Annotated in this window: 24 protein-coding genes and 1 riboswitch; of the genes, 13 read left to right on the top strand and 11 right to left on the bottom strand. The window is 71.6% G+C overall.

The window, feature by feature from the left end; all coding sequences use genetic code 11:
• The first annotated feature begins 140 nt into the window (after positions 1-140).
• The 3 genes from ACIGXP_RS32200 to otsB all read left to right on the top strand — a co-directional run bounded on the left by ACIGXP_RS32200 (position 141) and on the right by otsB (position 2,578).
• Positions 141-1,394 carry an extracellular solute-binding protein gene (locus ACIGXP_RS32200; protein ID WP_363213742.1) on the top strand — a complete coding sequence of 418 codons (1,254 nt, stop codon included), beginning with the start codon at positions 141-143 and terminating at the stop codon, positions 1,392-1,394.
• A 35-nt stretch (positions 1,395-1,429) separates the two neighbouring features.
• The gene (locus ACIGXP_RS32195) at positions 1,430-1,654 is read left to right on the top strand and encodes a DUF3263 domain-containing protein (protein WP_399774386.1); all 225 of its coding nucleotides are present in this window, start codon (positions 1,430-1,432) and stop codon (positions 1,652-1,654) included.
• 90 nt (positions 1,655-1,744) lie between these two features.
• The gene (gene otsB, locus ACIGXP_RS32190; RefSeq protein WP_399774383.1) at positions 1,745-2,578 is read left to right on the top strand and encodes a trehalose-phosphatase; all 834 of its coding nucleotides are present in this window, start codon (positions 1,745-1,747) and stop codon (positions 2,576-2,578) included.
• On the opposite strand, the gene ACIGXP_RS32185 is transcribed toward otsB, so the two are convergent.
• Together ACIGXP_RS32185 and ACIGXP_RS32180 are read right to left on the bottom strand one after the other, a co-directional pair.
• Positions 2,566-3,972 carry a trehalose-6-phosphate synthase gene (locus ACIGXP_RS32185; RefSeq protein ID WP_399774607.1) on the bottom strand — a complete coding sequence of 469 codons (1,407 nt, stop codon included), beginning with the start codon at positions 3,970-3,972 and terminating at the stop codon, positions 2,566-2,568. The two genes, otsB and ACIGXP_RS32185, sit on opposite strands and share 13 nt — an antisense overlap.
• Positions 3,973-4,102: 130 nt before the next feature.
• Positions 4,103-5,047, bottom strand: a complete 945-nt coding sequence (locus ACIGXP_RS32180) for a glucosyl-3-phosphoglycerate synthase (RefSeq protein ID WP_363213825.1) — start codon at positions 5,045-5,047, stop codon at positions 4,103-4,105.
• A 159-nt stretch (positions 5,048-5,206) separates the two neighbouring features.
• Positions 5,207-5,354, top strand: a riboswitch (SAM riboswitch).
• Positions 5,355-5,371: 17 nt separating this feature from the next.
• Here ACIGXP_RS32180 and thrC point away from each other — a divergent pair.
• The 4 genes from thrC (at position 5,372) to groL (ending at position 9,473) form a co-directional block, all read left to right on the top strand.
• Positions 5,372-6,655, top strand: a complete 1,284-nt coding sequence (gene thrC / locus ACIGXP_RS32175) for a threonine synthase (RefSeq protein WP_399774380.1) — start codon at positions 5,372-5,374, stop codon at positions 6,653-6,655.
• Positions 6,652-6,927, top strand: a complete 276-nt coding sequence (locus tag ACIGXP_RS32170; RefSeq protein ID WP_363213747.1) for a MoaD/ThiS family protein — start codon at positions 6,652-6,654, stop codon at positions 6,925-6,927. Before thrC ends, ACIGXP_RS32170 begins: the two co-directional genes overlap by 4 nt.
• A 431-nt stretch (positions 6,928-7,358) precedes the next feature.
• A complete protein-coding gene (locus ACIGXP_RS32165; RefSeq protein ID WP_004986573.1) occupies positions 7,359-7,562 on the top strand; it encodes a cold-shock protein in 204 nt (67 codons plus the stop codon).
• 288 nt (positions 7,563-7,850) lie between these two features.
• Positions 7,851-9,473: a chaperonin GroEL gene (gene groL, locus ACIGXP_RS32160; RefSeq protein WP_363213748.1), complete on the top strand. Its 1,623-nt coding sequence runs from the start codon at positions 7,851-7,853 to the stop codon at positions 9,471-9,473.
• Between the two features lie 38 nt (positions 9,474-9,511).
• On the opposite strand, the gene ACIGXP_RS32155 is transcribed toward groL, so the two are convergent.
• Positions 9,512-10,864 carry an MFS transporter gene (locus ACIGXP_RS32155; protein ID WP_399774376.1) on the bottom strand — a complete coding sequence of 451 codons (1,353 nt, stop codon included), beginning with the start codon at positions 10,862-10,864 and terminating at the stop codon, positions 9,512-9,514.
• Between the two features lie 190 nt (positions 10,865-11,054).
• Between ACIGXP_RS32155 and ACIGXP_RS32150 the strand changes: the two genes are divergently transcribed.
• Together ACIGXP_RS32150 and ACIGXP_RS32145 are read left to right on the top strand one after the other, a co-directional pair.
• The gene (locus ACIGXP_RS32150; RefSeq protein ID WP_399774374.1) at positions 11,055-12,179 is read left to right on the top strand and encodes an NADH:flavin oxidoreductase; all 1,125 of its coding nucleotides are present in this window, start codon (positions 11,055-11,057) and stop codon (positions 12,177-12,179) included.
• Positions 12,180-12,299: 120 nt separating this feature from the next.
• Positions 12,300-13,859 (top strand): carboxylesterase/lipase family protein, encoded by a 1,560-nt coding sequence (locus tag ACIGXP_RS32145; protein WP_399774371.1) that lies wholly within the window; start codon positions 12,300-12,302, stop codon positions 13,857-13,859.
• 3 nt (positions 13,860-13,862) lie between these two features.
• Here ACIGXP_RS32145 and ACIGXP_RS32140 read toward each other — a convergent pair whose 3' ends face one another.
• The 4 genes from ACIGXP_RS32140 to ACIGXP_RS32125 all read right to left on the bottom strand — a co-directional run bounded on the left by ACIGXP_RS32140 (position 13,863) and on the right by ACIGXP_RS32125 (position 17,909).
• Positions 13,863-14,432, bottom strand: a complete 570-nt coding sequence (locus tag ACIGXP_RS32140) for a hypothetical protein (RefSeq protein ID WP_363213752.1) — start codon at positions 14,430-14,432, stop codon at positions 13,863-13,865.
• Positions 14,429-15,991, bottom strand: coding sequence for a PTS transporter subunit EIIC (locus tag ACIGXP_RS32135; protein WP_399774368.1), 1,563 nt, complete (start codon positions 15,989-15,991; stop codon positions 14,429-14,431). The genes ACIGXP_RS32140 and ACIGXP_RS32135 overlap by 4 nt, the downstream gene beginning before the upstream one ends.
• A 16-nt stretch (positions 15,992-16,007) precedes the next feature.
• Positions 16,008-16,931 carry an N-acetylmuramic acid 6-phosphate etherase gene (gene murQ / locus ACIGXP_RS32130; protein ID WP_399774365.1) on the bottom strand — a complete coding sequence of 308 codons (924 nt, stop codon included), beginning with the start codon at positions 16,929-16,931 and terminating at the stop codon, positions 16,008-16,010.
• Between the two features lie 72 nt (positions 16,932-17,003).
• Positions 17,004-17,909 carry a MurR/RpiR family transcriptional regulator gene (locus ACIGXP_RS32125; RefSeq protein ID WP_363213755.1) on the bottom strand — a complete coding sequence of 302 codons (906 nt, stop codon included), beginning with the start codon at positions 17,907-17,909 and terminating at the stop codon, positions 17,004-17,006.
• A 56-nt stretch (positions 17,910-17,965) separates the two neighbouring features.
• Here ACIGXP_RS32125 and ACIGXP_RS32120 point away from each other — a divergent pair, with 56 nt between their 5' ends.
• Together ACIGXP_RS32120 and ACIGXP_RS32115 are read left to right on the top strand one after the other, a co-directional pair.
• The gene (locus ACIGXP_RS32120; protein ID WP_399774362.1) at positions 17,966-18,346 is read left to right on the top strand and encodes a hypothetical protein; all 381 of its coding nucleotides are present in this window, start codon (positions 17,966-17,968) and stop codon (positions 18,344-18,346) included.
• Positions 18,343-18,621: a DUF4031 domain-containing protein gene (locus ACIGXP_RS32115; protein WP_363213757.1), complete on the top strand. Its 279-nt coding sequence runs from the start codon at positions 18,343-18,345 to the stop codon at positions 18,619-18,621. The genes ACIGXP_RS32120 and ACIGXP_RS32115 overlap by 4 nt, the downstream gene beginning before the upstream one ends.
• A gap of 18 nt (positions 18,622-18,639) precedes the next feature.
• Here the strand turns inward: ACIGXP_RS32115 and ACIGXP_RS32110 are convergent, their stop codons facing one another.
• Positions 18,640-19,716: a GNAT family N-acetyltransferase gene (locus tag ACIGXP_RS32110; RefSeq protein ID WP_399774358.1), complete on the bottom strand. Its 1,077-nt coding sequence runs from the start codon at positions 19,714-19,716 to the stop codon at positions 18,640-18,642.
• A 27-nt stretch (positions 19,717-19,743) separates the two neighbouring features.
• Positions 19,744-20,391, bottom strand: a complete 648-nt coding sequence (locus ACIGXP_RS32105; protein ID WP_399774354.1) for a hypothetical protein — start codon at positions 20,389-20,391, stop codon at positions 19,744-19,746.
• 46 nt (positions 20,392-20,437) lie between these two features.
• On the opposite strand from ACIGXP_RS32105, the gene ACIGXP_RS32100 reads away from it, so the two are divergent.
• The gene (locus ACIGXP_RS32100; protein ID WP_399774351.1) at positions 20,438-21,106 is read left to right on the top strand and encodes a maleylpyruvate isomerase family mycothiol-dependent enzyme; all 669 of its coding nucleotides are present in this window, start codon (positions 20,438-20,440) and stop codon (positions 21,104-21,106) included.
• Between the two features lie 77 nt (positions 21,107-21,183).
• Entirely contained in the window at positions 21,184-21,885 is a 702-nt protein-coding gene (locus ACIGXP_RS32095) for a copper homeostasis protein CutC (RefSeq protein WP_363213761.1), read from the top strand.
• Positions 21,886-21,897: 12 nt separating this feature from the next.
• On the opposite strand, the gene ACIGXP_RS32090 is transcribed toward ACIGXP_RS32095, so the two are convergent.
• Positions 21,898-22,467, bottom strand: a complete 570-nt coding sequence (locus ACIGXP_RS32090) for a hypothetical protein (protein ID WP_363213762.1) — start codon at positions 22,465-22,467, stop codon at positions 21,898-21,900.
• A 50-nt stretch (positions 22,468-22,517) separates the two neighbouring features.
• Complete coding sequence (locus ACIGXP_RS32085; protein WP_399774348.1) at positions 22,518-24,578, bottom strand: HelD family protein; 2,061 nt, start codon at positions 24,576-24,578, stop codon at positions 22,518-22,520.
• Positions 24,579-24,600 lie beyond the last annotated feature (22 nt).

The following is a 24,600-nucleotide window of genomic DNA, read 5'->3' as shown; positions in this document are numbered from 1 at the left end:
ACGGGCCCTAGTGTGAACCTCGCACCCGCAAGAGGTCTAGTCCACTTACGTGGTGTAGACCTTATGTGTCCATATATTGAACGGTCAGACAGCAGGTTGGGGCTTTGACAGTGCGTCGGCGTACGGCAGGAACGATCGCGGTGGTGTCCGCACTGGGCATGACGGCGGTTCTCGGCGGCTGCGGGAGCACGGGCTCCTCCGACGTCACCTTGAGACTGGTCGCCGCCGACTACGGCGACTCCGCCGCCAACAGCTCAAAGAAGTACTGGGACACCCTGGTCAAGGAGTACGAGTCCAAGCACCCCGGCGTGAAGATCGACGTCAGCGTGTACTCCTGGAACGACGTCGACGCCAAGGTCAAGGACATGGTCGCCGCGGGCCACGCCCCCGACCTGGCCCAGATCGGCGCCTACGCCGACTACGCGGCCGCCGGCAAGCTCTACCCGGCCTCCGAGCTGCTCTCCATCCGCACCCAGGCGGACTTCCTCTCCCAGCTCTCCGACGCCGGCCAGTGGAACCACACGCAGTACGGCATCCCCTTCGCCGGCTCCACCCGCGTGCTCTTCTACAACAAGACCCTCTTCACCAAGGCCGGCATCACCCCGCCCACCACCTGGGACGAGCTGGCCGCCGACGCCAGGGCGCTCAAGGCCAAGGGCGTGAAGTACCCCGTCGCGCTGCCGCTCGGCCCCGAGGAGGCCCAGGCCGAGACCATGCAGTGGCTGCTCAGCGGAGGCAACGGCGGCACCGGCTACACCGACGACATCGGCACCTACACCATCAACTCGGCGCCGAACGTCAACACCTTCACCTGGCTCAAGGACGAGCTGGTCGGCAAGGGTCTGACCGGCCCCGTCGCACCGGGCAAGCTCAACCGCGCGGACGCCTTCGCCGCCTTCGCCGACGGCCAGGTCGGCATGCTCAACGGGCACCCCACGCTGATCCAGCAGGCCGAGAAGAAGGGCGTGAAGTTCGGCATGGTGCCGATGCCGGGCCGCACCGGCAGGGCCAGGGCATCCATGGGCGTCACCGACTGGATGATGGCCTTCAAGCAGAACGGGCACGCCGAGCAGACAGGCGACTTCCTCAACTTCGTCTACAGCGAGAAGAACGTCCTCACGTTCTCCCGTGACTACGGCCTGCTCCCGGTCACCGGCTCGGCCTCCAACACCATGAGCGAGTCGGACTCCCCGGCCGACCAGGCCCTGCACCCCTTCCTGGAGCAGCTGCCCACCTCCGAGCTGTATCCCGTCGGCAAGACCTCCTGGGCGGCGGTCAGCGCGGCCGTGAAGCAGAACATCGGCCAGGCCGTCGCCCCCGGCGGCAGCCCCTCCGCTGTCCTGTCCCGGCTCCAGGCGACGGCGACCGCGGCCGACAGCGGAGACGCGAGCTGAGCCGGTTGTCCCAGCCCGGCGCTACGGTGGCGGGCATGGAACTCGGCCACCGCGAACAATCCATCCTCGCGCTGGAGCGCCGCGGCTTTTCCGGCCCCGGCGCGAAGGAGCGGGCCATACGCGAGGAACTGGGCCTGTCCCCGGTCCGCTACTACCAGTTGCTGAACGCCTTGCTGGACGACGAGAGAGCACTGGCGCTGGACCCGGTGACGGTGAACCGTCTGCGACGGGTGAGGCAGGCGCGCCGCACGGAGCGCTGAAGCCGACGCAAGCCGGACAGCCCGCCCGGCCGGCCGAGCCGGGTGGAGGCCCCAGGCGTGAGCACGGCCCGCGCTGGATAGTGTCGACGTATGGACCCTCTGCCGACCCCGCGGACCCAGCCCGGCCGGGACGGACTCGCTGCCTTCCTGGCGAAGCCCGCCGCAGCGATCGTCGGCCTCGACTTCGACGGCACCCTCGCCCCCATCGTCGCCGACCCCGAACAGGCCCGCGCCCACCCCGAGGCCGTACCCGCCCTCGCCGCGCTCGCCCCGAAGGTCGCCTCCATCGCCGTGATCACCGGCCGCCCGGCCGGGGTCGCGGTCCGGTACGGCGGCTTCGCCGGCGTCCCCGGCCTGGAGCACCTGACCGTCCTCGGCCACTACGGCGCCGAACGCTGGGACGCGGTCACCGGTACCGTCACCGCCCCCGCACCGCACCCCGGCGTCGCGGCGGCCCGCGCCGAACTGCCGGGCGTGCTGGACCGCAACGGAGCCTGGCACGGCACATGGGTCGAGGAGAAGGGCCGGGCGGTCGCGGTGCACACCCGCCGCGCCGACGATCCGCAGGCCGCGTTCGAGGCCCTGCGCGGGCCCCTCACCGACCTCGCCGCCCGCCACGGCCTGATCGTCGAACCCGGCCGGATGGTCCTGGAACTGCGCCCGCCGGGCATGGACAAGGGCGTGGCGCTCGGCGAGTACGTCCGCAGGACCGGCGCCGAGTCGGTCCTCTACGCCGGCGACGACCTCGGTGACCTCCCGGCCTTCGCGGCCGTCGAGGAACTCCGCTCCGATGGCGTCCCCGGCCTCCTGGTCTGCAGCGGCAGCACGGAGGTCACCGAACTGGCGGAACGGGCGGACCTGGTCGTGGACGGCCCGGCCGGCGTCGTCCGTCTGCTGCGGACGCTGGCGGCTCAGCTGGACTGAAGCTCCTGGAGCGCCCGCAGCTGCTGAAGGAACCACTGAGCGGGCGGCAGCGCGGTGGCGGCGGCAGCGAGCCGCTTCGATCGCTCCGCCCGCTCCGCGTCCGGCAGGGACAGCGCCTCGTGCAGGACCCGCGCGGTCTGCAGCACGTCGTAGGGGTTCACCACGAGCGCGTCGGCACGCAGTTCCTCGTACGCCCCGGCCTCCCGGGACAGCACCAGCGCACAGCCCTCGTCGGAGACGACCGGGATCTCCTTGGCGACCAGGTTCATACCGTCCCGGATGGGGTTGACCAGGGCCACGTCGGCGAGCCGGTAGGCGGCCAGGGAGCGCGCGAAGTCGTCCTTGACGTGCAGCACGACCGGGGTCCAGCCCGGTGTGCCGTAGGCCGAGTTGATCTCCTCGGCCACCCGCCGCACCGCGGCGGTGTAGTCGCGGTACACGGCGAGGTCCTGTCGCGACGGATACGCGAACGCGAGGTGCACCACCCGCTCACGCCACTCGGGGTGGTCCTCCAGCAGCTGCCGGTACGCCAGCAGACCCCGCACGATGTTCTTCGACAGCTCGGTGCGGTCGACCCGGACGATGGTCCTGCGGCCCTCGCCGATCTCCTCCCGCAGCGCCGCCATCCGCTCCGCGACGTCCGGCTCGTGCGCGCGCCGCCGCAGGAAGTCCCCGTCCGCTCCCAGTCCGTGCACCCCGATCCGCGCCTCCGCGGACCTCCCGGATCCCAGGACCGCCTGCGCGCAGTCCCGGAACGCGTCCGCCCAGCGCCGCGTCAGGAACGCCACCCGGTCCGCCCCGAGCATGCCGGCGAGCAACTGCTCGCGGATGTCGTCCGGAAGCAGCGCGAAGTACTCCGGCGGCGCCCACGGCGTGTGCGAGAAGTGGCCGATCCGCAGGTCGGGGCGGAGCTCACGGAGTATCCCGGGCACCAGGCACAGGTGGTAGTCCTGCACCAGCACCGCCGCCCCCTCGGCCGCCTCCTGGGCCAGCGCCTCGGCGAACGCCCGGTTGTAGACCTCGTACGACGCCCACTGCCGCCGGAACTCCGTGTCGAAGACCGGCTCCAGCGGGGTCTGGTACAGCATGTGGTGGACGAACCAGAGCACCGAGTTGGCGATGCCGTTGTAGGCGTCCGCGTGCACGGCCGCGTCGATGTCGAGCATCCGCACCCGTTGCCCGCCGGTGTCCTCGGCCGGCAGCAGCCCGCCGTCCGCACGCCGTACGGCCTCCCGGTCGCCGTCGCCGAGCGCGGCGCACACCCACACCGAGCCCGCGTCGGACCCGATGGCCGACAGTCCCGAGACCAGCCCGCCGCCGCCCCGCCTGGCGTGCAGCGAGCCGTTCCCGTCCACCGTGTACGAAACCGGGCCGCGATTGGACGCGACCAGCACCTCAGCACCCTGCGTGGCAGCCATGGTCCTCAACCTAGCCCGGCCTGGAAACGCTCAAACGTACGGCTACGCCCCGTGCTGCAGCCGTATACGAACTCCGACCGGATCCGGACGCAGACCGGACCCGGCCTCAGGCCACCTTGCGTTCGGCGTACTCCGCGATCTCCGCCATCGGCGGCCGTTCCTCGGTGTCCACCGAGTAGGTGCGCGGCTCGAACCCGTCCTCTCCCCGCTCGAACTGGGTCAGCGACGGCCGGATCAGATGCCCCCGGGCCAGCCGGAGCTGGGCCGTGCGGTAGATCGCCGCGGCCATCCGGCCCAGCGCCTGTCCGTCCTGGTGCCGGTGCTTGCGCACACCGACGTCCACCTGCGCCAGCGCGTCGAGCCCGACCAGGTGCAGCGCGTCGACCAGCATGCCCAGCTCCACGCCGTAGCCGACGGGGAACGGCAGCTGCTCCAGCAGGGAGCGGCGGGCCGCGTACTCCCCGCCGAGCGGCTGCACGAAACCGGACAGCTGCGGCCAGTGCATGTTCAGCAGCGGGCGGGCCATCAGCTCGGTGACCCGGCCGCCCTGCCCGCCGGCGGTACCGAGCGGACGGTCGTACATGCCCTTGACCAGGTCCACGTCCGGCTCGGTGAGCAGCGGGCCGACGATTCCGGAGACGAAGTCGGAGGAGAACTCCCTCAGGTCGGCGTCGATGAAACAGAGGATGTCCCCACCGGTCACCAGCAGGGAGCGCCAGAGCACTTCACCCTTTCCGGGGACGGCGGGGATGCGGGGCAGGATCTCGTCGCGGTGAACGACCCGGGCGCCCGCGGCGGCCGCGACCTGTGAGGTGCGGTCGGTGGAGCCGGAGTCGACGACGACGATCTCGTCGACGAGCGGCACCTGCTCCACGAGGTCGTGACGGATGACCGCGACGATGTCACCGACCGTCTCCTCCTCGTTGAGCGCGGGCAGCACCACGCTGATGGTCTGGCCGGTGCGCTGTTTGGCGGACAGGATCCGGTGGAGAGGGCGATCGGTCACGGACCAGGAGCGGGTGGCCAGCCAGCGCTCGACTTCTTCCAGCACGGTCTGCGACTCCTCACTGTTCGTGACCACACGGGTGAACCGTGTGATCCATCTCGCGGTTCGGACGACTATCTCAACTGTCCTGGCCGTCGGTTACAGTCTTGAACAACGCCGGTGACCATCGCATGTCGGGGGTCAGGGGCGTCCACAACCGCATACCGCTCATCCAGAGGGGCAGAGGGACACGGCCCGTTGAAGCCCCGGCAACCCTCCAGTCGGTTCTTGTCACGTTGACGTGGCGAGGCTCCCGGCTAGGGAAGGTGCCAAATCCGTCTCACGGCGAGATGCGTCGTGAGGAAGATGAGGAGAAAGGGCCTCGCCTCCATGGCTGTGCAGACAGTTGCAAGCACCAGCAGTTCCACCGTCGACCTCGGTCCCGCCGCGGCCCTGAGCTGTCGCGAGTGCGGTCACCGCGTCCCGCTCGGCCCGGTGTTCGCCTGCGAGGAGTGTTTCGGCCCGCTGGAGATCGCCTACGACTTCTCCGGCTACGACACCGAAGAGCTGCGCCGCCGTATCGAGGCGGGTCCCGCGAACATCTGGCGCTACGCGCCGCTGCTGCCCGTCCCGGCCGACGTGGCCGACAAGCCGAACCTGAACCCGGGCTGGACCCACCTCGTCAAGGCCGACAACCTCGCCCGTGAACTCGGTGTCAGCGGCGGCCTGTTCATCAAGGACGACTCCGGCAACCCGACGCACTCCTTCAAGGACCGCGTGGTCGCCCAGGCCCTGGAGGCCGCCCGCGCCTTCGGCTTCACGACCTTGAGCTGCTCCTCCACCGGCAACCTGGCCGGTGCCGTCGGCGCCGCCGCCGCCCGGGCCGGCTTCCGCTCCTGTGTGTTCATCCCGCACGACCTGGAGCAGGGCAAGGTCGTCATGGCCGCGGTCTACGGCGGCGAGCTGGTCGGCATCGAGGGCAACTACGACGACGTGAACCGCTTCTGCTCCGAGCTGATCGGCGACCCGGCCGGCGAGGGCTGGGGCTTCGTCAACGTCAACCTGCGGCCCTACTACGCGGAGGGCTCCAAGACCCTCGCGTACGAGATCTGCGAGCAGCTGGGCTGGCGGCTGCCCGACCAGATCGTGGTCCCGATCGCCTCCGGCTCTCAGCTCACGAAGATCGACAAGGGTCTGCAGGAGCTGATCAAGCTCGGCCTGGTCGAGGACAAGCCGTACAAGATCTTCGGCGCGCAGGCCGAGGGCTGCTCCCCGGTGTCGACGGCCTTCAAGGCCGGCCACGACGTCGTACGGCCCCAGAAGCCGAACACCATCGCCAAGTCCCTCGCGATCGGCAACCCGGCCGACGGCCCCTACGTCCTGGACATCGCCCGGCGCACCGGCGGTGCCGTGGAGGACGTCACGGACGAGGAAGTCGTCGACGCGATCAAGCTGCTGGCCCGCACCGAGGGCATCTTCGCGGAGACGGCGGGCGGGGTGACCGTCGGCGTCACCCGCAAGCTGCTCAAGGACGGCGTCCTGGACCCGGCGAAGACCACGGTCGTCCTCAACACCGGCGACGGCCTGAAGACCCTCGACGCGGTGGCCGGGACCGGCGTCACCGCCACCATCCGCCCGACCCTGGACTCCTTCCGAGAGGCTGGCCTCGCATGAGCGTGACCGTTCGCATCCCCACCATCCTGCGCACCTACACCGGCGGCCGGGCCGAGGTCGCCGCCGAGGGTGCGACCCTCGCCGAGGTCATCGAGGACCTGGAGAAGAACCACACCGGGATCGCCGCGCGCGTCCTGGACGACCAGGGCAAGCTGCGCCGTTTCGTCAACGTCTACGTCAACGACGACGACGTCCGCTTCGAGCAGGGCCTTCAGACCGCCACCCCGGACGGCGCCGGTGTCTCCATCATTCCGGCGGTCGCCGGCGGCTGATCGTTACCTTGGGTAACCTCAGTTACCCATTGTTCATGGAATTGCCCCCTCCGTGAGAGAAGCGGAGGGGGCAATTCTGCGTGATTGAGCGCGGTACAGTTGGGGAACCTGGCCGCGGCCCCCGGGTCGAAAGCCCTGGATTTCATGCCGCAGACCCCGCAAGAAGTAGCCAAAGTGCGGGGGTTTTATGCGGCATTTGTAACCTTTACGGGGCCCGACTTGCCCCGAAGTCTGGTGAATTCTCACCACATTCCGGACCGTTCGCGTCCGGAATTCTCGTCCGATTGACCTGTTGCAGAGGGCAGTTGGGCAGATACATTCAGCCGCGGTCGACGCGTTCCGGCGCACGCCCCCGACCAATGGGGGGTGAGGTCTGACCCGGGTCCGCGAAGTGTGGATCTGTGCAAGGGCCAGTAATAGGGGAGTTAGGCATGGCTCAGGGCACCGTCAAGTGGTTCAACGCGGAGAAGGGGTACGGCTTCATCGCGGTCGACGGTGGTGCGGACGTCTTCGTCCACTACAGCGCGATTCAGATGGACGGCTACCGCACCCTGGAAGAGGGCCAGCGGGTCGAGTTCGAGATCTCGCAGGGCCAGAAGGGCCCGCAGGCCGACATGGTTCGCGTCACCGCCTGAACGTTTTTCGCACGAAGGGCCCGCACCTCGGACAGGGTGCGGGCCCTTCGCCGTGTCCGGGGTGCCCCCGTTCGCCCCAGGCTGATCCCGCTGAGCCGCTTGCACTCGACCATGCCGAGTGCTAATCATTGGCGTTAGCACTCTGAAGGTGAGAGTGACAGTGAAGGACCGGGTCGGTGAGGCCCGCAGGCCAAGTGGGGCAAGGAACCACGTGGTCGGCGAGCCGTCCGTCGCGGGCGCGGGCGCGGTCCGAAGGAATCACCCCCAGTCCTGGAGGGACCACTTCACATGGCCAAGATCATCGCGTTCGACGAGGAGGCGCGGCGCGGCCTCGAGCGCGGCATGAACCAGCTCGCGGACGCCGTCAAGGTGACGCTCGGCCCCAAGGGCCGCAACGTCGTCCTCGAGAAGAAGTGGGGCGCCCCCACGATCACCAACGATGGTGTCTCCATCGCCAAGGAGATCGAGCTCGAGGACCCGTACGAGAAGATCGGCGCCGAGCTGGTCAAGGAAGTCGCCAAGAAGACGGACGACGTCGCCGGTGACGGTACGACCACCGCGACCGTGCTCGCCCAGGCCCTGGTCAAGGAGGGTCTGCGCAACGTCGCCGCCGGTGCCAACCCGATGGCCCTGAAGCGCGGTATCGAGAAGGCCGTCGAGGCCGTCTCCGCCGCCCTGCTGGAGCAGGCGAAGGACGTCGAGACCAAGGAGCAGATCGCCTCCACCGCGTCCATCTCCGCCGCCGACACCCAGATCGGCGAGCTGATCGCCGAGGCCATGGACAAGGTCGGCAAGGAAGGCGTCATCACCGTCGAGGAGAGCAACACCTTCGGTCTGGAGCTGGAGCTCACCGAGGGCATGCGCTTCGACAAGGGCTACATCTCCGCCTACTTCGCGACCGACATGGAGCGCATGGAGGCGGTGCTGGAGGACCCGTACATCCTCATCGCCAACTCCAAGATCTCCTCGGTCAAGGACCTGCTCCCGCTCCTGGAGAAGGTCATGCAGTCGGGCAAGCCGCTGCTGATCATCGCCGAGGACGTCGAGGGCGAGGCCCTGTCGACCCTGGTCGTCAACAAGATCCGCGGCACCTTCAAGTCCGTCGCCGTCAAGGCCCCGGGCTTCGGCGACCGCCGCAAGGCCATGCTCGGCGACATCGCCATCCTCACGGGCGGCGAGGTCATCTCCGAGGAGGTCGGCCTCAAGCTGGAGAACGCGACCCTGGACCTCCTGGGCCGCGCCCGCAAGGTCGTCATCACCAAGGACGAGACCACCATCGTCGACGGTGCCGGCTCCTCCGAGCAGGTCAACGGCCGCGTCAACCAGATCCGCGCCGAGATCGAGAACAGCGACTCGGACTACGACCGCGAGAAGCTGCAGGAGCGCCTGGCGAAGCTCGCCGGCGGCGTCGCGGTCATCAAGGCCGGTGCCGCCACCGAGGTGGAGCTCAAGGAGCGCAAGCACCGCATCGAGGACGCCGTCCGCAACGCCAAGGCCGCCGTCGAGGAGGGCATCGTCGCCGGTGGTGGCGTGGCCCTGCTGCAGGCCTCCCAGGTCTTCGAGAAGCTGGAGCTCGACGGTGACGAGGCGACCGGCGCCAACGCCGTGCGCATCGCGCTGGAGGCCCCGCTGAAGCAGATCGCCGTCAACGCCGGCCTCGAGGGCGGCGTCGTGGTGGAGAAGGTGCGCAACCTGACCCCGGGCCACGGCCTGAACGCCGCGACCGGTGAGTACGTCGACCTGGTCGCCGAGGGCATCATCGACCCGGCGAAGGTGACCCGTTCCGCGCTGCAGAACGCCGCCTCCATCGCCGCGCTGTTCCTCACCACCGAGGCCGTCATCGCCGACAAGCCGGAGAAGGCCGCCGCGCCGGCCGGCGGCGGCATGCCGGGCGGTGACATGGACTTCTGATCGACCCCGGGGCTCCGGCCTCCGGTTGATCAACGTCCTTACCGAGGGCGGCACTCCCTGTCAGTGGCAGGGAGTGCCGCCCTCGGGCGTGTCCGGGAGTCGCTCGCCGGCGCGGCGAGAGCCGCCATCCGCCGCAGGCCGGCCTGCCGTTGCACCACGCTCAGCCCGGTGACGGCCGCACCGAGCGCCAGCCAGCCCACCGGACCGGCCGTCATCACCGCGCCGGTCAGCAGCAGGGGCCCCACCGACTTCTGCACCGACTGCGCCATCCCGGCCACGCCCAGATAGGAAGCCCGGGCACGCGGCGGCGCCAGGACGACCGCCAGCTCCCAGGAACTCACCGAGCGCAGCAGTTCGGCCAGGGTGACCAGCAGCGCGGCCGCGAGCATGGCGAGTGAGGCCGACCATGCCGCGCCACCGGTGGCGGTCGCCAGTACGAGGCAGCAGGCGAGCAGCGTCACGCCGTACCAGCCCACTGCGGCAGCCGCCCTGCGCGGGCCCTCGGCCCATGCCGAGACCCGCAGCTGCAGGACCACGACCAGCACGGTGTTGACCACCAGGAACGCGGGGACGACCGCGTGCGGCGCGCTGGTGTGGTGCACCAGCCACAGCGGCAGCCCGACGTTGAGAACGGAGTCGTCCAGGTTCATCGGGATGTCGAGCAGGACGAAGAACAGGTAGCCGGGGTCACGCCAGGGGGTGGGAGTGGAGGGCCCCGGTGCCTCAGAGGTGCTGGTGCTGTTGTTGCTGTGTGCCACGACCAGGCCGTGGCCTGCCGGTTCCCGGGTCTGCCAGACCAGCGCGGCGGCCAGGACGTAGGAGAGCGCGTTGGCCAGGATCAGCGCGCGGTAGGCGTTCGGGGTGCCCACGCCGAGGCCGAGCGCGGCGATGCCCGCGCCGACGGCGTAACCGGCGTTGGCCACGCTGCGGAACAGTGCCTGGTAGGTGGTCCGCCGCTCACCCGCGGCCCGGGTGGCGAAGAGCATCTCCAGCGTCTTGGCCGCTCGCTCTCCCAGGCTGGTGAGCGCGACCACGGGCAGCAGGGTGACGAGGTCGTCGGCGACCAGCAGCAGGACCATCGTGCCCAGGCGCAGCAGATGGCAGCCGATCAGGAGGTGACGTACGGGCAGCCGCTCGGCAGCCCGTCCGGCGAGCGGTGACCCGGCGATCCCGGCGACTGCGCCCACGCCCAGCAGCAGTCCGAGCCGGCCGGCGTCCAGCCCGCTCACGAAGGTGAAGTAGAGCACGGACGCCGCGGCCCACACACCCGTACCGGTCCGGTCCACGCACTGCGCGAGCAGCATGATCCGCGCGTCCCGCCCGCCCGGTGGCTGCCGCAGCTGCGCGATCAGCCCGTCCCCGCTGCCCTTTTCCCGCCTGCCCCGGCGCATGTCCAGCCCCCGTTCCTGCAGTCCCGCTGTCCTGCCGTCCAATCAATCTCGACGTCAAGATACTTGATGTGGACATACTTTGGGGTGCCGTCGGGGAATGTGGGATGGGTCCTATGGCGTTGCTTCAGTCGGTGCAACAATGCGCATGCACATACCAGTCGGTAAGCCCTGCTTCTGAGGAGCCCCTCCCGTGACCGTCACGACTCCCGCCTCCCGCGCGGCCCAGGTCCTGTCCCGCCCGATCGCGCTCAACGGTCTCACCGTTCCGAACCGGATCGTGATGGCGCCGATGACCCGTATGTTCTCCCCGGGCGGCATCCCCGGCGAGGACGTGCGCTCCTACTACGCCCGCCGCGCTGCCGCCGGTGTCGGGCTGATCGTCACCGAGGGGACGTACGTCGGCCACGAGTCGGCCGGGCAGAGCGACCGCGTGCCCCGGTTCCACGGCGAGGAGCAGCTCGCGGGCTGGGCCAGGGTCGCCGAGGACGTACACGCGGCGGGCGGCACCATCGTGCCGCAGCTGTGGCACATCGGCATGGTCCGCAAGCAGGGCGACGCCCCCTTCCCGGACGCCCCGGCCGTCGGCCCCTCCGGCCTGGTCACCGCGGGTGCCGAGCCCACGGGCAAGGCGATGACCCAGAAGGACCTGGACGCCGTGATCGGCGCGTTCGCCGAGGCCGCCGCCGACGCCGAGCGCATCGGCTTCGACGGCGTGGAGATCCACGGCGCCCACGGCTACCTCCTCGACCAGTTCCTGTGGGAGGGCACGAACCGGCGCACCGACGCCTACGGCGGGGACCCGGTGGCCCGTACGAAGTTCTCCGCGGAGATCGTGGCGGCGGTCCGCGAGGCGGTCTCCACGGAGTTCCCGATCCTCTTCCGCTACTCGCAGTGGAAGCAGCAGGACTACACCGCCCGGCTCGCCGAGACCCCCGAGGAGCTGGAGGCCATCCTGACCCCGCTCGCCGCGGCCGGCGTCGACGTCTTCCACGCCTCCACCCGCCGCTACTGGCTGCCGGAGTTCGACGGCTCGGACCTGAACCTGGCCGGCTGGACGAAGAAGCTCACCGGCAAGCAGGTCATCTCCGTCGGCTCGGTCGGCCTCGACGGCGACTTCATCAACGCCTTCCAGGGCGAGGGCTCCCCGGTCAAGGGCATCGACAACCTCCTCGACCGTCTGGAGGCCGACGAGTTCGACATGGTCGCCGTGGGCCGCGCGCTGCTGCAGGACCCGGAGTGGGCGGCCAAGGTGCTCTCCGACCGTTTCGACGAGCTGAAGCCCTACGACGCGGCCTCGCTGAAGACGCTCAGCTGAATTCCCTCCCGAATCCGTCTCCCGAATCCGTCTCCCGAATTCCTCCCTCGAAGTCCTCGCGCCGGTGGGGCACTTGTGGCCGCCGCCGTACGTTCCTCTGACGACCAGTGAGGAGCGAGTATGACGACGAGCGAGTCGCGGGCCCGGGAGACCGGCGCCCCGGACACCGACGGCCCCGTGGTGCGCACCGCCTCCGGCGCGGTGCGCGGCCTCACGGAGCAGGGCCTGTCGGTGTTCCGGGGCATACCGTTCGCCGAACCCCCCGTCGGCGCGGCCCGCTTCCAGGCCCCGCGCCCGCCCCGCCCCTGGGACGGCACCCGGGAGGCGTACGCGTTCGGCCCGCCGCCCCCGCAGGAGTCCGGCATCCTGGGCCGTACGGACCGGCTCGCCGCGCAGGACGAGGGATGGCTCACGGTCAACGTCTGGACCCCGGGCCCGGACCCGTCCGCCGCCCGCCCGGTGATGGTGTGGATCCACGGCGGCGCGTTCAGAACGGGCCACGCCGGCCAGCCCGGCTACGACGCGCAGCACCTGGCCCGCGAAGGCGACGTCGTGGTCGTCACCTTCAACTACCGCCTGGGCATGGAGGGTTTCGCCCTCTGGGACGGCGCACCCGCCAACCGCGGCCTGCTGGACCAGGTGGCGGCCCTGCAATGGGTGCAGGAGAACATCGCCGCGTTCGGCGGCGATCCCGACCGGGTGACGGTCTTCGGCGAGTCGGCGGGCGCCGGCTCCATCGCCTCACTGCTGGCGATGCCCCGTGCCCGGGGCCTGTTCCGCCGCGCGGTGGCCCAGAGCGTGCCCGGTACGTTCTTCTCCGCCGATCTGGCCCGCGACATCGCGGCCGCCCTGGCGGCGGAGGCGGGCCGTGAGCCCACGGCGGCCGACCTGGCGGCGGTGGACCCGCAGCAGCTCGTCGAAGCGGGTGCGGCGCTGGGCCCGCAGATGCCCCGGCACGCCACCCGGTGGGGCCAGGCGGCCCCCACCACCGTTCCCTTCGCCCCGGTCGTCGACGGCGACATCCTCCCCCGCACCCCCTGGCAGGCGCTCGCCTCCGGCGCCGCGCGGGAGGTGGAGCTGCTCGTCGGTCACAACCGCGACGAGTACCGCCTGTTCCTGGTCATGTCCGGCCGACTCGGCAAGATCACGGACGACCTCGCGAGAGCGACCCTGCGGTTGTACGCACCGGGCGGCGAGGCGGGCGAGAGCGCCTACCGATCGGCCTTCCCCGACGCCACCCCGGAGCAGCTCTACGAGCGCGTCCAGACCGACTGGCTGTTCGCGCTGCCGAGTCTGCGCCTCGCGGAGGCCCAGCACACGGGCGGCGGCCGCGCCCACGTCTGTGAACTGACCTGGCCCGCCCCCGGCAGCGACGGCCTGCTGGGTGCCTGCCACGCCCTGGACGTCCCGCTGCTCTTCGGCACGTACGGCGCGGACCCCGACGGCCGCTTCTTCCCCGGCGGGCGGCCCACACCGGAGGCGGAGCGGCTGTCAGCGTTCATGAGAGGTGCCTGGACGTCGTTCGCCCGGACCGGCGATCCCGGCTGGCCGGAGTACGACCCCCGGTCCCGCCTGGTGCAGATCCTGGACGCGGAGCCGACGGTGGCGCCGTACCCGGAGGAGCGCAGCAGGGCCCTGTGGGAGGGGTATGACTTCCCGCCGTTGCCCTTGCCGGCCTGACGTCTACAGGTTGCCCATGGGCTCGATGTCGACATGCACGGGGGTGCCCCACACCCGCAGCACCTCATAGTCGGTGAACTCGTGCACGAGCCGGTAGGCCATCGCGGGCCGCGATCCGCGCCGCTGCGCGGCGAGGTACGCCTCGGCGTCGCGCCGGTCCCTGCGCGGTGTCCCGCACAGCTGCCACTCCTGCCCGTTCCACGCCTCCGGCAGCCAGCGCTGCTGCGGCTGGGGCCGGTCGGCGCGCACGCCGTAGCGGGACGGCGCGGTGGGCACCGGCTGCGCCGGCCCCGGCCGGCCCTGGAACTCCGACCGCCGAGCGGCGCGCCGCCGGGTCTCGCAGAGCAGACACAGATCGGGCGCGCTCTCGTCGACGGGTCCTTGCGGATGCTCGGCGCACCGGGTGCTCGGCGCGCTGGAGGCGACACTCTCGTCCAGCAGATCGAGCGCCCTGCGCAGATCGGCCTTGATCTCGTGCAACCGGGCATCCGGAGTGTCGGCGGTCACCGTCTCCCCGTGCTCCCCGAGCAACCGGAGGGCCCGTCCGAGAGCGGCGAGCTGGGCGTGGTTCATGGTCGGTCCGCGCAGTCCTTCGGATTCCCGTGTCCAGTGTGACGCCGACCGGTGCCGGCAGCTCGACGGTAGCGCCCCACGGCCGAGAAGGGGACCGCCCCATGGGCAGACCTGCGCCGGCGCGGGAAGCCGAAGAGGTACGTCGCCGTGAAGCCGACCGCGTATCCGGTCAGAAGTCCGCCCGCGTAGATCGCCGCCGCGACCGCCGGGCCCCGGCTCCCCGTCAGCAGCGGGAACAGGGCCCAGCCCGACGGTCCGATCGCCGTCGCTCCCACCTGGGTGCCGAGCATCGCGAAGAAGCCGACGAACGCCCCGCCCGCCGCGCCGCCCGCGCAGGCCGTCAGGAACGGCCGGCCGAGGGGGAGCGAGACGCCGTAGATCAGGGGCTCGCCGACGCCCAGCAGCCCGGCCGGGAGCGCGGAGCGGATCGTCGTGCGCAGGGCGACGTCGTGGCGCAGACGGACGTACACCGCGAGCGCCGCGCCCACCTGGCCCGCGCCCGCCATGGCCAGCAGGGGGAGCAGGACGGTGTAGCCCCGCTGTTCGATGAGGGTGGTGTGGATGGGGATGAGGGCCTGGTGCAGGCCCAGCATCACCAGCGGGAGGAAGAGGCCGCCCAGGACGAGTCCGGCCGCGGCTCCGGCGGTCGCGAGGAGCCAGTTCGCCGCCGTGCCGATCGCCGTCGCCACCGCGCCGGCCGCGTACATCAGGCCGTACAGCGTCACCAGCCCGGGGACGAGCACGGTGACCGTGGGGGTGAGCAGTACGTCCAGGGCTCCGGGGACCCTGCCCCGGCACCACTTCTCCACCCGCGTCGCCAGCAGCGCCGCCGCGAGCGCGCCGAGCACCCCGCCCTGTCCGGGCGCCAGATGTGTCCCGAACGCCGTCACCTTCGCCACGCCCGGATACACGACGACGGCGGCGACCGCGGCGCCGAGCACCGGGGTGCCGCCGAACTCCCTGGCCGTGTGGTGGCCGACGAACACGGCGATCAGCGCCAGGAAGGCGGAGGCGATGGCGGACAGTGCGGGGGTCAGGCCGGGCAGCCAGCCGGCATTCACCAGCAGACCGTCCAGCCCGGCGAGGACTCCGCAGCCGATCAGGGCGGGGATCAGCGGCACGAAGACGTTCGCGACGCGGCGCAGGGCGGTCTTGAACGGGGTGGCGTTCCGCCGCCGCAGCTCCTCCTTCAACCGAGCCCCGCGGTCCGCCGCCGCCCCTTCCTTCTCTCCCTCCTTCTCCCCCTCCTTGGCCTCCTCTTTCTCCTTCTCCGGCAACCGTGCCCGGCCGTCCCCCGGCCGTGCGGCGGTGATCCGTGCCTCCACCTCACCGGTGACCTCGTCGACCAGTCCGGGGCCGAGCACGATCTGGCAGGTGGGGCCGTCGGACACCACCCCGAGGACACCGGGCAGGGCGCGCAGCTGCGCCTCGTCCGCCGCCGCCGGGTCGGCGAGGGTCAGCCGTAGGCGGGTCATGCAGTGGGCCACGGAGGTGACGTTGGCCGGGCCGCCGACCCGGGTCAGGATGGCGGTCGCGGTGGAGACGGGGTCGTTGCGCACGCCCCGAGCGTGCGGGTCAGCGGGCCGTGTGCGCCAGCGCGGCACGCAGATGGCCGCCGGACTCCTCCAGAAGGCGGGCGGCCGTGGGGCCGTCGACGCCGGCGAGCAGCGCCAGGATCGCGTTTTTCACCTCGCCGCCGGACTCGGTGAGGGCCCGCTCGATCTCGTCGTCCGGCGCGCCCGTGGCCAGGGAGACGATCCGGCGGGAGCGGGCCCGGAGTTTGTCGTTCGACGCGCGGACGTCGACCATCAGGTTCCCGTAGGTCTTGCCGAGCCGGATCATCGTGATCGTGGACAGCATGTTGAGGACGAGCTTCTGCGCCGTGCCGGCCTTCAGCCGGGTCGAGCCGGTGACCAGTTCGGGGCCGACCACGACCTCGATGCCGTGCTCGGCCGCCGCCGCGAGCGCGCTGTGCTCGTTGCAGGCCAGGCCGATGGTCAGCGCGCCCAGGGCGCGGGCGTGCTCGACGGCACCGATCGCATAGGGGGTGCGGCCGGAGGCGGAGATACCGACGACCGTGTCGTCAGGGGTGAGCTTCAGTGCGTCCAGGTCCTGGCGGGCCAGCTCGGGCGAGTCCTCCGCGCCCTCGACGGAGGTGACCATCGCCTCCGGGCCGCCCGCGATCAGGCCGACGACCTGGGCGGGATCGGTGTTGAAGGTGGGCGGGCACTCGGAGGCGTCCAGTACACCGAGCCGGCCGGCGGTGCCCGCGCCGGCGTAGACCAGCCGCCCGCCGCGCGCCATCCGTTCCGCGAGGGCGTCGATGGCGGCGGCGATGCGGGGCAGCTGGGCGGCGACGGCAGCGGGTACGCCCGCGTCCTCACCGTTCATCAGACGGGCGATGTCGAGGGTGGGCAGACGATCGATGTCGGCCAGCTCCGGCCGGAAGGCTTCGGTGGTCAGGGAGGCCAAGTGACGACGCAGGTCAGAGGAGGTCATGGGGGGTGGCTCTCTCAGGTCTGGGTGCCGTTGTGCGTGCTGTTGCTCACCCCGAGGCGATGCCGAGGTGATTCACCTGGGGCTGGTGCGATGCCGATGAGCCAGCGCCTCGTACGACGCGGCCAGAGCGGGTGCCGCCGTCTCGTAGGTCCGCTGGGCCACTCCCACGAACAAGCAGTCCACCACGAGCAGTTGACTCGTCCGCGAGGACATCGCGGCCGGTCGCAGCTCGCTCTCCCGTGAGGTGGACGTGGTCAGTACGTGGTCGGCGTACTGGGTGACCGGCGAGTCGGGCCGGCCGGTGATGGCCACGGTCGTGGCCCCGTGCTCGAACGCGACCCGCAGCGGCTCGATGACGTCCCCCGTCGAGCCGGAGTGGGTGATGGCGATCGCCACGTCGCCCGAGCGGAGCTGCACCGCGTTGGTCACCGCGAGGTGCGGATCGCTGTGGGCGTGGGCTATGAGGCCTATGCGGAGCAGCTTCTGGGTGAGGTCCTGGGCGACGAGCCCGGACGCCCCTATGCCGTACACATCGGTACGCCGGGCGCCGGCCAGCGCGCCGACGGCGGCGTCCAGCTGGGCGGTGTCGAGGCCGGCGGCCGTGTCGGCGAGGGTCTGCTGCTCCTCGTAGGCGAGCTTGGCGACGACGTCGGCGATGGGGTCGTCCACCGCGATGTCGGTCGTGATCGCGGGCGCGCGCCCGGACTGCTGCTGTGCGGCGAGCCCGGCGAGGGCGAGGCGCAGATCCCGGTAGCCGGGGTAGCCGAGCAGGCGGGCGGTGCGTACGACGGTGGCCTCGCTGGTTCCGGTGAGTTCGGCGAGGCCGGTGACCGTGAGGGCGGCGCAGCCGGCCGGGTCGCTCGCGACGGCCTCCGCCACGCGCTGCATGGACCGGGTCATGGAAGGGGCGAGGGTGCGCACCTTGGCGGCGAGGGAACCGCCCGGACTGCCGAAAATTTCCTTCACGTCCTGGGTCACGAATGAAAGATATTTTCGGTTCGGCGTCTTGGTCAAGAGTGCGCACAATGAGTTGTATGGAACCCAGTCCTCTTGAGCAGGCCCTGCATGCCGCGCGCGCCCTGGTGCTCGCCGACCTCGTCGCGGGCCAGGTGGCGGAGGCGGACGTGGTGTCGCTGGTCGAGGACTCCGTCGCGGAGCGGCGCTGGTGGGTCGAGCAGTGGCCGGACGGCGCCGCCTATGTCGCCGGGCTGGTCGCGCAGGACGTCCAGGACGCGCTGCTGGAGCGGTACGGCCGCTGGCCGCTGTGCCCGGTGTGCGGTTCCGGCGACCCGCACGCGCTGGACGTGGAGCCCGAGCTGGGCCCCGACCCGCACTGGGTGTGCACCAAGGCGGGCGTGAAGGTCGCGGCCGTGGGCTCGCTGGGTACGGCGACGGGCGGAATGACCTCGTCGTGACGCTGTACATCGACCCGCCCGCCTGGCCCGGACACGGCCGCATGTGGTCGCACCTGGTCAGCGATGTGTCGTACGACGAACTGCATCTGTTCGCCGAGCGGTTGGGCGTTCCCCGGCGGGCCTTCGAGCGCGATCACTACGACCTTCCGTCGCACCGGTACGCGGACGCGGTGGCCGCCGGAGCGGTGGAGGTCAGCAGCCGCGAGGTGGTGCGGCTGCTGACGGACTCGGGCCTGCGCCGGCGCAAGGGGCTCGTTCAGCGGCGCAGTCCGTAGACGGTCGAAGGGGCTCGTTCAGCGGCGCAGTTCGTAGGCCAGCTCCTCGCCCGTGTCGCCCTCCTCGCTCACCCGGACGAACCCGGCCCGGCCGACCACGGCCTGCGAGGCGGTGTTGCCCCGCTCGACGGTCGCGAAGAGAGAGCCGACGTCCGCACGGGCCAGCGCCCAGTCGGCCAGGGTGCGCAGCGCCTCCGTCGCGTATCCCTGGCCGCGGGCGCCCTCGACGAGGTCGTAGCCGATCTCCACCCGGCCGTCCTCGTCCGGGATGCCGTGGAAGCCGATGCCGCCGACCGCGCGGCCGTCCTCGTGCCGGACCAGTGCGAAGACCCCGAACTCCGGGCGGTGGACGCCGGCTTCGTACGCCTTCAGCAGGAAGGAGGCGGCCTCCCGGGTGCCCTCGTACGGCCCGCCGTCGAGCCAGGTGAAGCCACCGTCGCCGCCGAGCCGCAGATCATCGGCGGCGGCCGGGCGGACGCCGACCAGGGTGACGCGCTCGGCCGGGATGACGAGGTTGTTGTTCCAGCGCCACTCGGTGACCGGGGCGCGGCCGGGCAGCTCACCGCGACCGGTGGCCCACAGCAGGGTCGGCCAGGGCGCGGGGCCGGGCTGGACGTGCGGGAAGAGGCAGGCCAGGAGGGATGCGACGAGGTCGGCCGGCGGCTCGTAGCCGATCCCCAGCCCCTCGGCCATGTCGTGCGTGTGCAGCAGCGCCTCGGCGATGCCCATCGCCGCGAAGCCCTGCGCGTCGGCGCTGCGGAAGGGGTAGGGGTGGAAGGCGCGGACACCGGGCGGGGCGGTGCGGACGGCGGCGGCGAGCAGCGCGCCGGTCGTTTCGATCACGTGCAGCAGACCCGCGTTGTCCGTGCCCTCGTCCAGGGTCAACTCGAAGGGGACGTAGTCGTCCTGCGCGCGTCCGGCCAGGTTGGCGGCGTAGGCGATCAGATCGTCGGCGACATGGACCGCGGTGGCATGGCAGTCCCACTCCAGCCGCCCGGCCCGTACGGCACCCCAGTCCCGGTCGACCGCCTGGCGCAGAGCCGCCGTGCAGCCCGCCACGGCCTCGATCACATCATCCCCGTTTATCGGTCGCATGGGGCGAACCCTAGGGGGCGCCTTGCCTCAGGTCGACAGCATTTCCAGCTCGCCGGAGAGGTTGTAGCGGGCGGTGGCCTCCCAGTGCTCGCGGCCGTACGGGGTGCGGAACAGCCTCGGCAGATCGAGGAGCTGGCGGAGAACCGCCGTACGTCCCTGCCGGAAGGCGTCGTTCGGCACGAAGTGGTACTCCTCGCGAATCTCGGCGGTGTAGGCGGCGTACGCCGACGGAGGCGCGGCCAGGATCGCGAGGTCGGCGTCACAGAGCACCTGGCCGTCGCGGTCGTCGTCGGCCGGGTCGTGCGTGACGGTGAGCCGGACCAGCCGCGCCACCTCCGCGGCCCTGTGCTGCGGGACGCCGGCCTCGGGCAGGGCGCGTTCGGCGAGGCGGGCGGAGCGTTCCTCGTTCGTCGACCGCTCGGGCAGATAGACGGCGTCGTGGAACCAGGCGGCCAGGCGTACGACGTTCGGGTCGTCCGCATATTTTTCGAGCACGTCGATGCGGTCGAGCACCGCCGCCAGATGCTCGACGGTGTGGTACCGGCGCTGGGGCTCCTGCCAGCGGCGCAGCAGGGCATCGGCGTACCGGTACGGGTCCGGTGCGCAGGAGTCGTCGTCCCGTACCGCGAGCAGGGCGTGCAGCCAGCGGGAACGCAGATCGTCGAGATCGGCCATGCCGACATTCTCCCGCCGCGTGGTCCGGTGCACCTAGCGTGGCCCCATGACTGATCTACAGGAAGTACGGGACCCCGAACTCCCCGGCCGGCTGCTCGTTGCCGAGCGGGACGCCCTGATACCGCTGCTGCGTTCGCGGCCGGACGCGGACTTCGCGCTGCCGACCGCCGCGTGTCCGGGGTGGTCGGTGCGGGATGTGCTGGCGCACTGTTCGGCGGCGCTGATGCGGGTGGTGGAGAGCCGGTTCGAGAAGGGCGTGTTCTCGCCCGAGTCCAACGACCGGGACATCGCCGAGCGCGCGGAGTGGACCAACGCGCAGGTGGTGGACGAGCTGGAGCGCGGGATGACCGAGGCCGGACCGGTGATCGCCAAGGCGGGCGGGGTGCTGGACAGGATCGCGCTGGGGGAGTGGGTGCACGCCGGTGACGTCCGGGACGTCTTCGGTGAGCCGGGGGCGTACGCGGGGGCCGGACTGCCGGACGCGCTGATCCTGCTGGCCCGGATCACCCGGGAGAAGGAGCACCTGCCGCTGCACGCCGACCTCGACGACGTGGACGAACCGCTGCGGCTCGGGGCGGCGGTGGCGGCGGGGCCGCCCGCGCGGTACATCGGCGACGCGGCCACACTCGTACGGCTGTACGCGGGGCGGCCGGTGAACGGGGCGGCGTACGAGCTGGTGGGCGCGGCGGAGGGGGAGCTGAACATCTTCGGGTGAGCGGTGGCCCGGGCGGGTACGGAACCGGCGTAGTCTTGAATTGGACTAGACCTGTAGCCGCCGATGAATGGGGTGCCATGAGCAAGCGTGCAGTCCTGGAGGTGATCGCGCTCGACGTCGAGGACGCGGTCGCCGCCCAGGCCGGAGGCGCGGACCGCCTGGAGCTGGTCACCGACATGGCGGCCGACGGGCTCAGCCCCGCGCCCGCCACCGTCGCCCGGATCCGGGCCGCCGTCGACATCGACCTGCGCGTCATGCTCCGCCTCGCGGACGGGTTCGCGGCCGGTGACGTGGACCGCCTGGTCCGGGTGGCCGGCGAGCTGCGCGAGGCCGGCGCCGACCAGTTCGTCCTCGGTTTCCTCGACGCGGACGGCGCGGTCGACCTGGCGGCCGTCGAGCGGGTGGTCCGCGCGCTGGACGGCTGCGCGTGGACCTTCCACCGGGCGATCGACCGGGCCGCCGACCGCGACGCCCTGCGCAAGCAGCTCGCCGACCTGCCCGGCCTCGACACCTACCTCACCGCGGGCGCCGCCGACGGCGTGGACGAGGGCCTGCCGACGCTGCTCGCCGAGGCGGAGCGGCGGGGCGAGCCGGGGTACGAGCAGCAGCTCCTGGTGGGCGGCGGCCTGCGCCTGGAGCACGTGCCGCGGCTGCGGGGTGCCGGTGTCCACGCCTTCCACATCGGTGGGGCGGCGCGGCCCTCCGGGTGGGAGGGGCCGGTTTCGCCAAAGGCCGTGGCCGAGTGGCGGCGGGTGCTGGACGCGGCCGACGCCGCCTGACCGGCGCCGGCGTCAGCCGGCCGCCATCCCGATGAGTACGAGCAGCACCAGCGATGCGAAGCCGATGAGCGGGACGAGACCCACCATTCCCATCGGGCGTCCGAACACCGGGCGGCCCGGGTCCAGTCCGGGGCCCTGGGGGGCGACCGGTGCGGGGAGCTTCCGGATCTTGGCCAGGGCGAAGAGGTTGATCAGCAGCGTGATGGGCGTGATGAACAACGACATCGGACCCCACCACCCCTGCGCCAGCGTGTCCGACTGCATCTTCCGGAAGACGGCGAGCGCGCAGGTGTGGCAGAAGGTGCCCTGCCGCCGCAGCTGCCGCATGACCACCAGCATGCCCTGGTGGCCGCGGACCGTCACCGGCGCCGCGGGCGACGCGCCGCACACCTCGCACCCGATACCCGGAGCGGGCGGGTACGCGCCGGGGGCTTGCTGGTAGGCAGCGGGGTGCTGCTGGTACGGGTTCTGCTGGTAGGGGCTCTGCTCGTACGGGTTCTGCTGGTACGGGCTTTGCTGGTGCGGGGCTTGCTGGTACGGGTTCTGCTGGTACGCGGGCTGCGGAGGCGGTGGAGTGCTCAACGGGGGCCTTTCCGTGGGGACGTGACGGAGCCGCAGAGCACCTTAGGCCGTCAGGCCAACTGAGGCGGTACCGGGGCCGAGTGCGTCACGATCAGACCTGACACCGCACGCGTCAGCGCCACGTACAGGCGTCGCAGGCCGGTGCGTTCGTCCGGCTCGCCGTCCACCACCGCCTGGGGCTCGTCGAGGACCACGTAGTCGTACTCCAGGCCCTTGGTGAGGGATGCCGGGACCAGGGTGAGGCGGGTGTCGCGGGTGGTCTCCTCGCCGGGCGCGAGGTACGGGATCCCCGCCGCCGTCAGCGCCTCGGCCAGCACCGGGATCCGGGCGTCGGCGGCGATCAGGCCCGTCGAGCCCTCGTTGCTCAGCAACTCCTCGCAGGCGGCGACCACTTCGGATGTCTCCGTGGTGGTGCGGACCTCGAAGAAGCCCGGGTTCTCGCGGACCGACGCGACCGGGGTGAGGCCCGGTGCGATGTGCGGGAGGAGGCGGGAGGCGTAGGCGATGACGTCCGTGGGGACGCGGAAGCCCGCCGTCAGCTCTTCGATGACGCCCTCCTTCTTGCCGAGGTGGGCGAGGGCTTCGTCCCAGCTGCGGGTCGCCCACGGGGTCGTACCCTGCGCCAGGTCGCCCAGCACCGTGGCGCTGCCCGTGGTGCAGCGGCGGCCGACGGCCCGGTACTGCATGGGGGAGAGGTCCTGCGCCTCGTCGAGGACCACGTGGCCGAGCGAGTGCGTGCGCTGGATCAGGTCCGCCGCCTCGTCGATCAGCACCGCGTCCGCCGACGACCACTTGGCCGACTTCGCACTGCGCACCGGCCTGGCCCACAGGATCGTCTTCTGCTCGTCCTCGTCCAGCACCCCGGCGGCGTGCTCGGCGAGGAACTCCGCGTCGGTCAGCAGCCGCAGGACCAGTTTCGCCGGGTCCACGGCCGGCCAGATCTCCTTCACGGCCGCCTTCACCGCGCTGTTGCGGGCGACGGCGTCCTGCACCCGGTCGTCCGGCGCCTCCCCGGACCGCTCCATCTGCACCAGCACCGCATGCGCGATCCGCTGCGGCAACGCCTCGCGCGCGGCGCCGTACCGGATGTCCCGCTGCAGCAACTCCCGGACGATGTCCTCCAGCTCGTACGCCGGCACCCGCCAGCGCCGCGAGCCGCGCACCACGACCACAGGCTCCGTGGGCAGGGCCACGTGGGAGTACAGGGCCCGGCGCAGCACCTCGGCCATCCGGGCGTCGCCCTTGACCACGGCCGCGGCCGCCTCGTCCGTGCCGCGCACCTCCACATGCGCGACCAGGTCGTCCACGGTGGCCTGTTGCACCTCCAGCTCGCCCAGGGCGGGGAGGACCTGCTCGATGTAGTGCAGGAAGGAGCGGTTCGGGCCGATGACCAGGGTGCCGGTGCGGGCGAGGCGCTCCCGGTGGGCGTAGAGGAGATAGGCGACCCGGTGCAGGCCGACGGCGGTCTTCCCGGTGCCGGGGCCGCCCTGGACGCAGACCGTGCCGGACAGACCGGAGCGGACGATCTCGTCCTGCTCGGGCTGGATGGTGGCGACGATGTCCCGCATGGGGCCGACGCGCGGCCGTTCGATCTCCTGCTGGAGCAGCTTGCTGGTGGTGGCGCCCCCCGACGGCTCAGCCGGGTCGGAGAGGTGCTCGTCCTCGTACGCGGTCAGGTCGCCGCCGGTGTAGCCGAAGCGGCGGCGCAGCCCGACGTCCATCGGGTCGTTCCTGGACGCCCGGTAGAACGGCTGCGAGACCGGGGCACGCCAGTCGATGACCATGGGGTCGCCGTCGGCGTCGTGGACGTGCCGCCGCCCGATGTAGAACTGCTCGCCCTCGGCGCCTTCGGCCTGCTCCGCGCCCGGTGCGTGCAGATAGTTCAGCCGGCCGAAGAACAGCGGGGTGTCGCTCAGGTCGGCCAGCGCCTTGATCCGCTCGTCGATCTGGCGGGACAGCACTTCGGCGTTGACCCAGTTCGCGGTGACGTCGCGGATGTCCAGCGCCTCGACGTCCTCGCGCATGGCACGCAGGGCGGAACGGGACGCGGCGAGGTGCGAGCGCTCTCGGGCGAGGGGGTCGTCGAGCGGGTCGTGGGCGGACGCGGACAAGGGGGTGCCTCCGGATCTGCTC

Origin of the sequence: Streptomyces sp. NPDC053069, from assembly GCF_044546895.1 — a bacterium.
Classification (GTDB): domain Bacteria; phylum Actinomycetota; class Actinomycetes; order Streptomycetales; family Streptomycetaceae; genus Streptomyces.
Note: the sequence above shows the minus strand (reverse complement) of the source record. Positions and strands in the feature narration are given on the sequence as shown.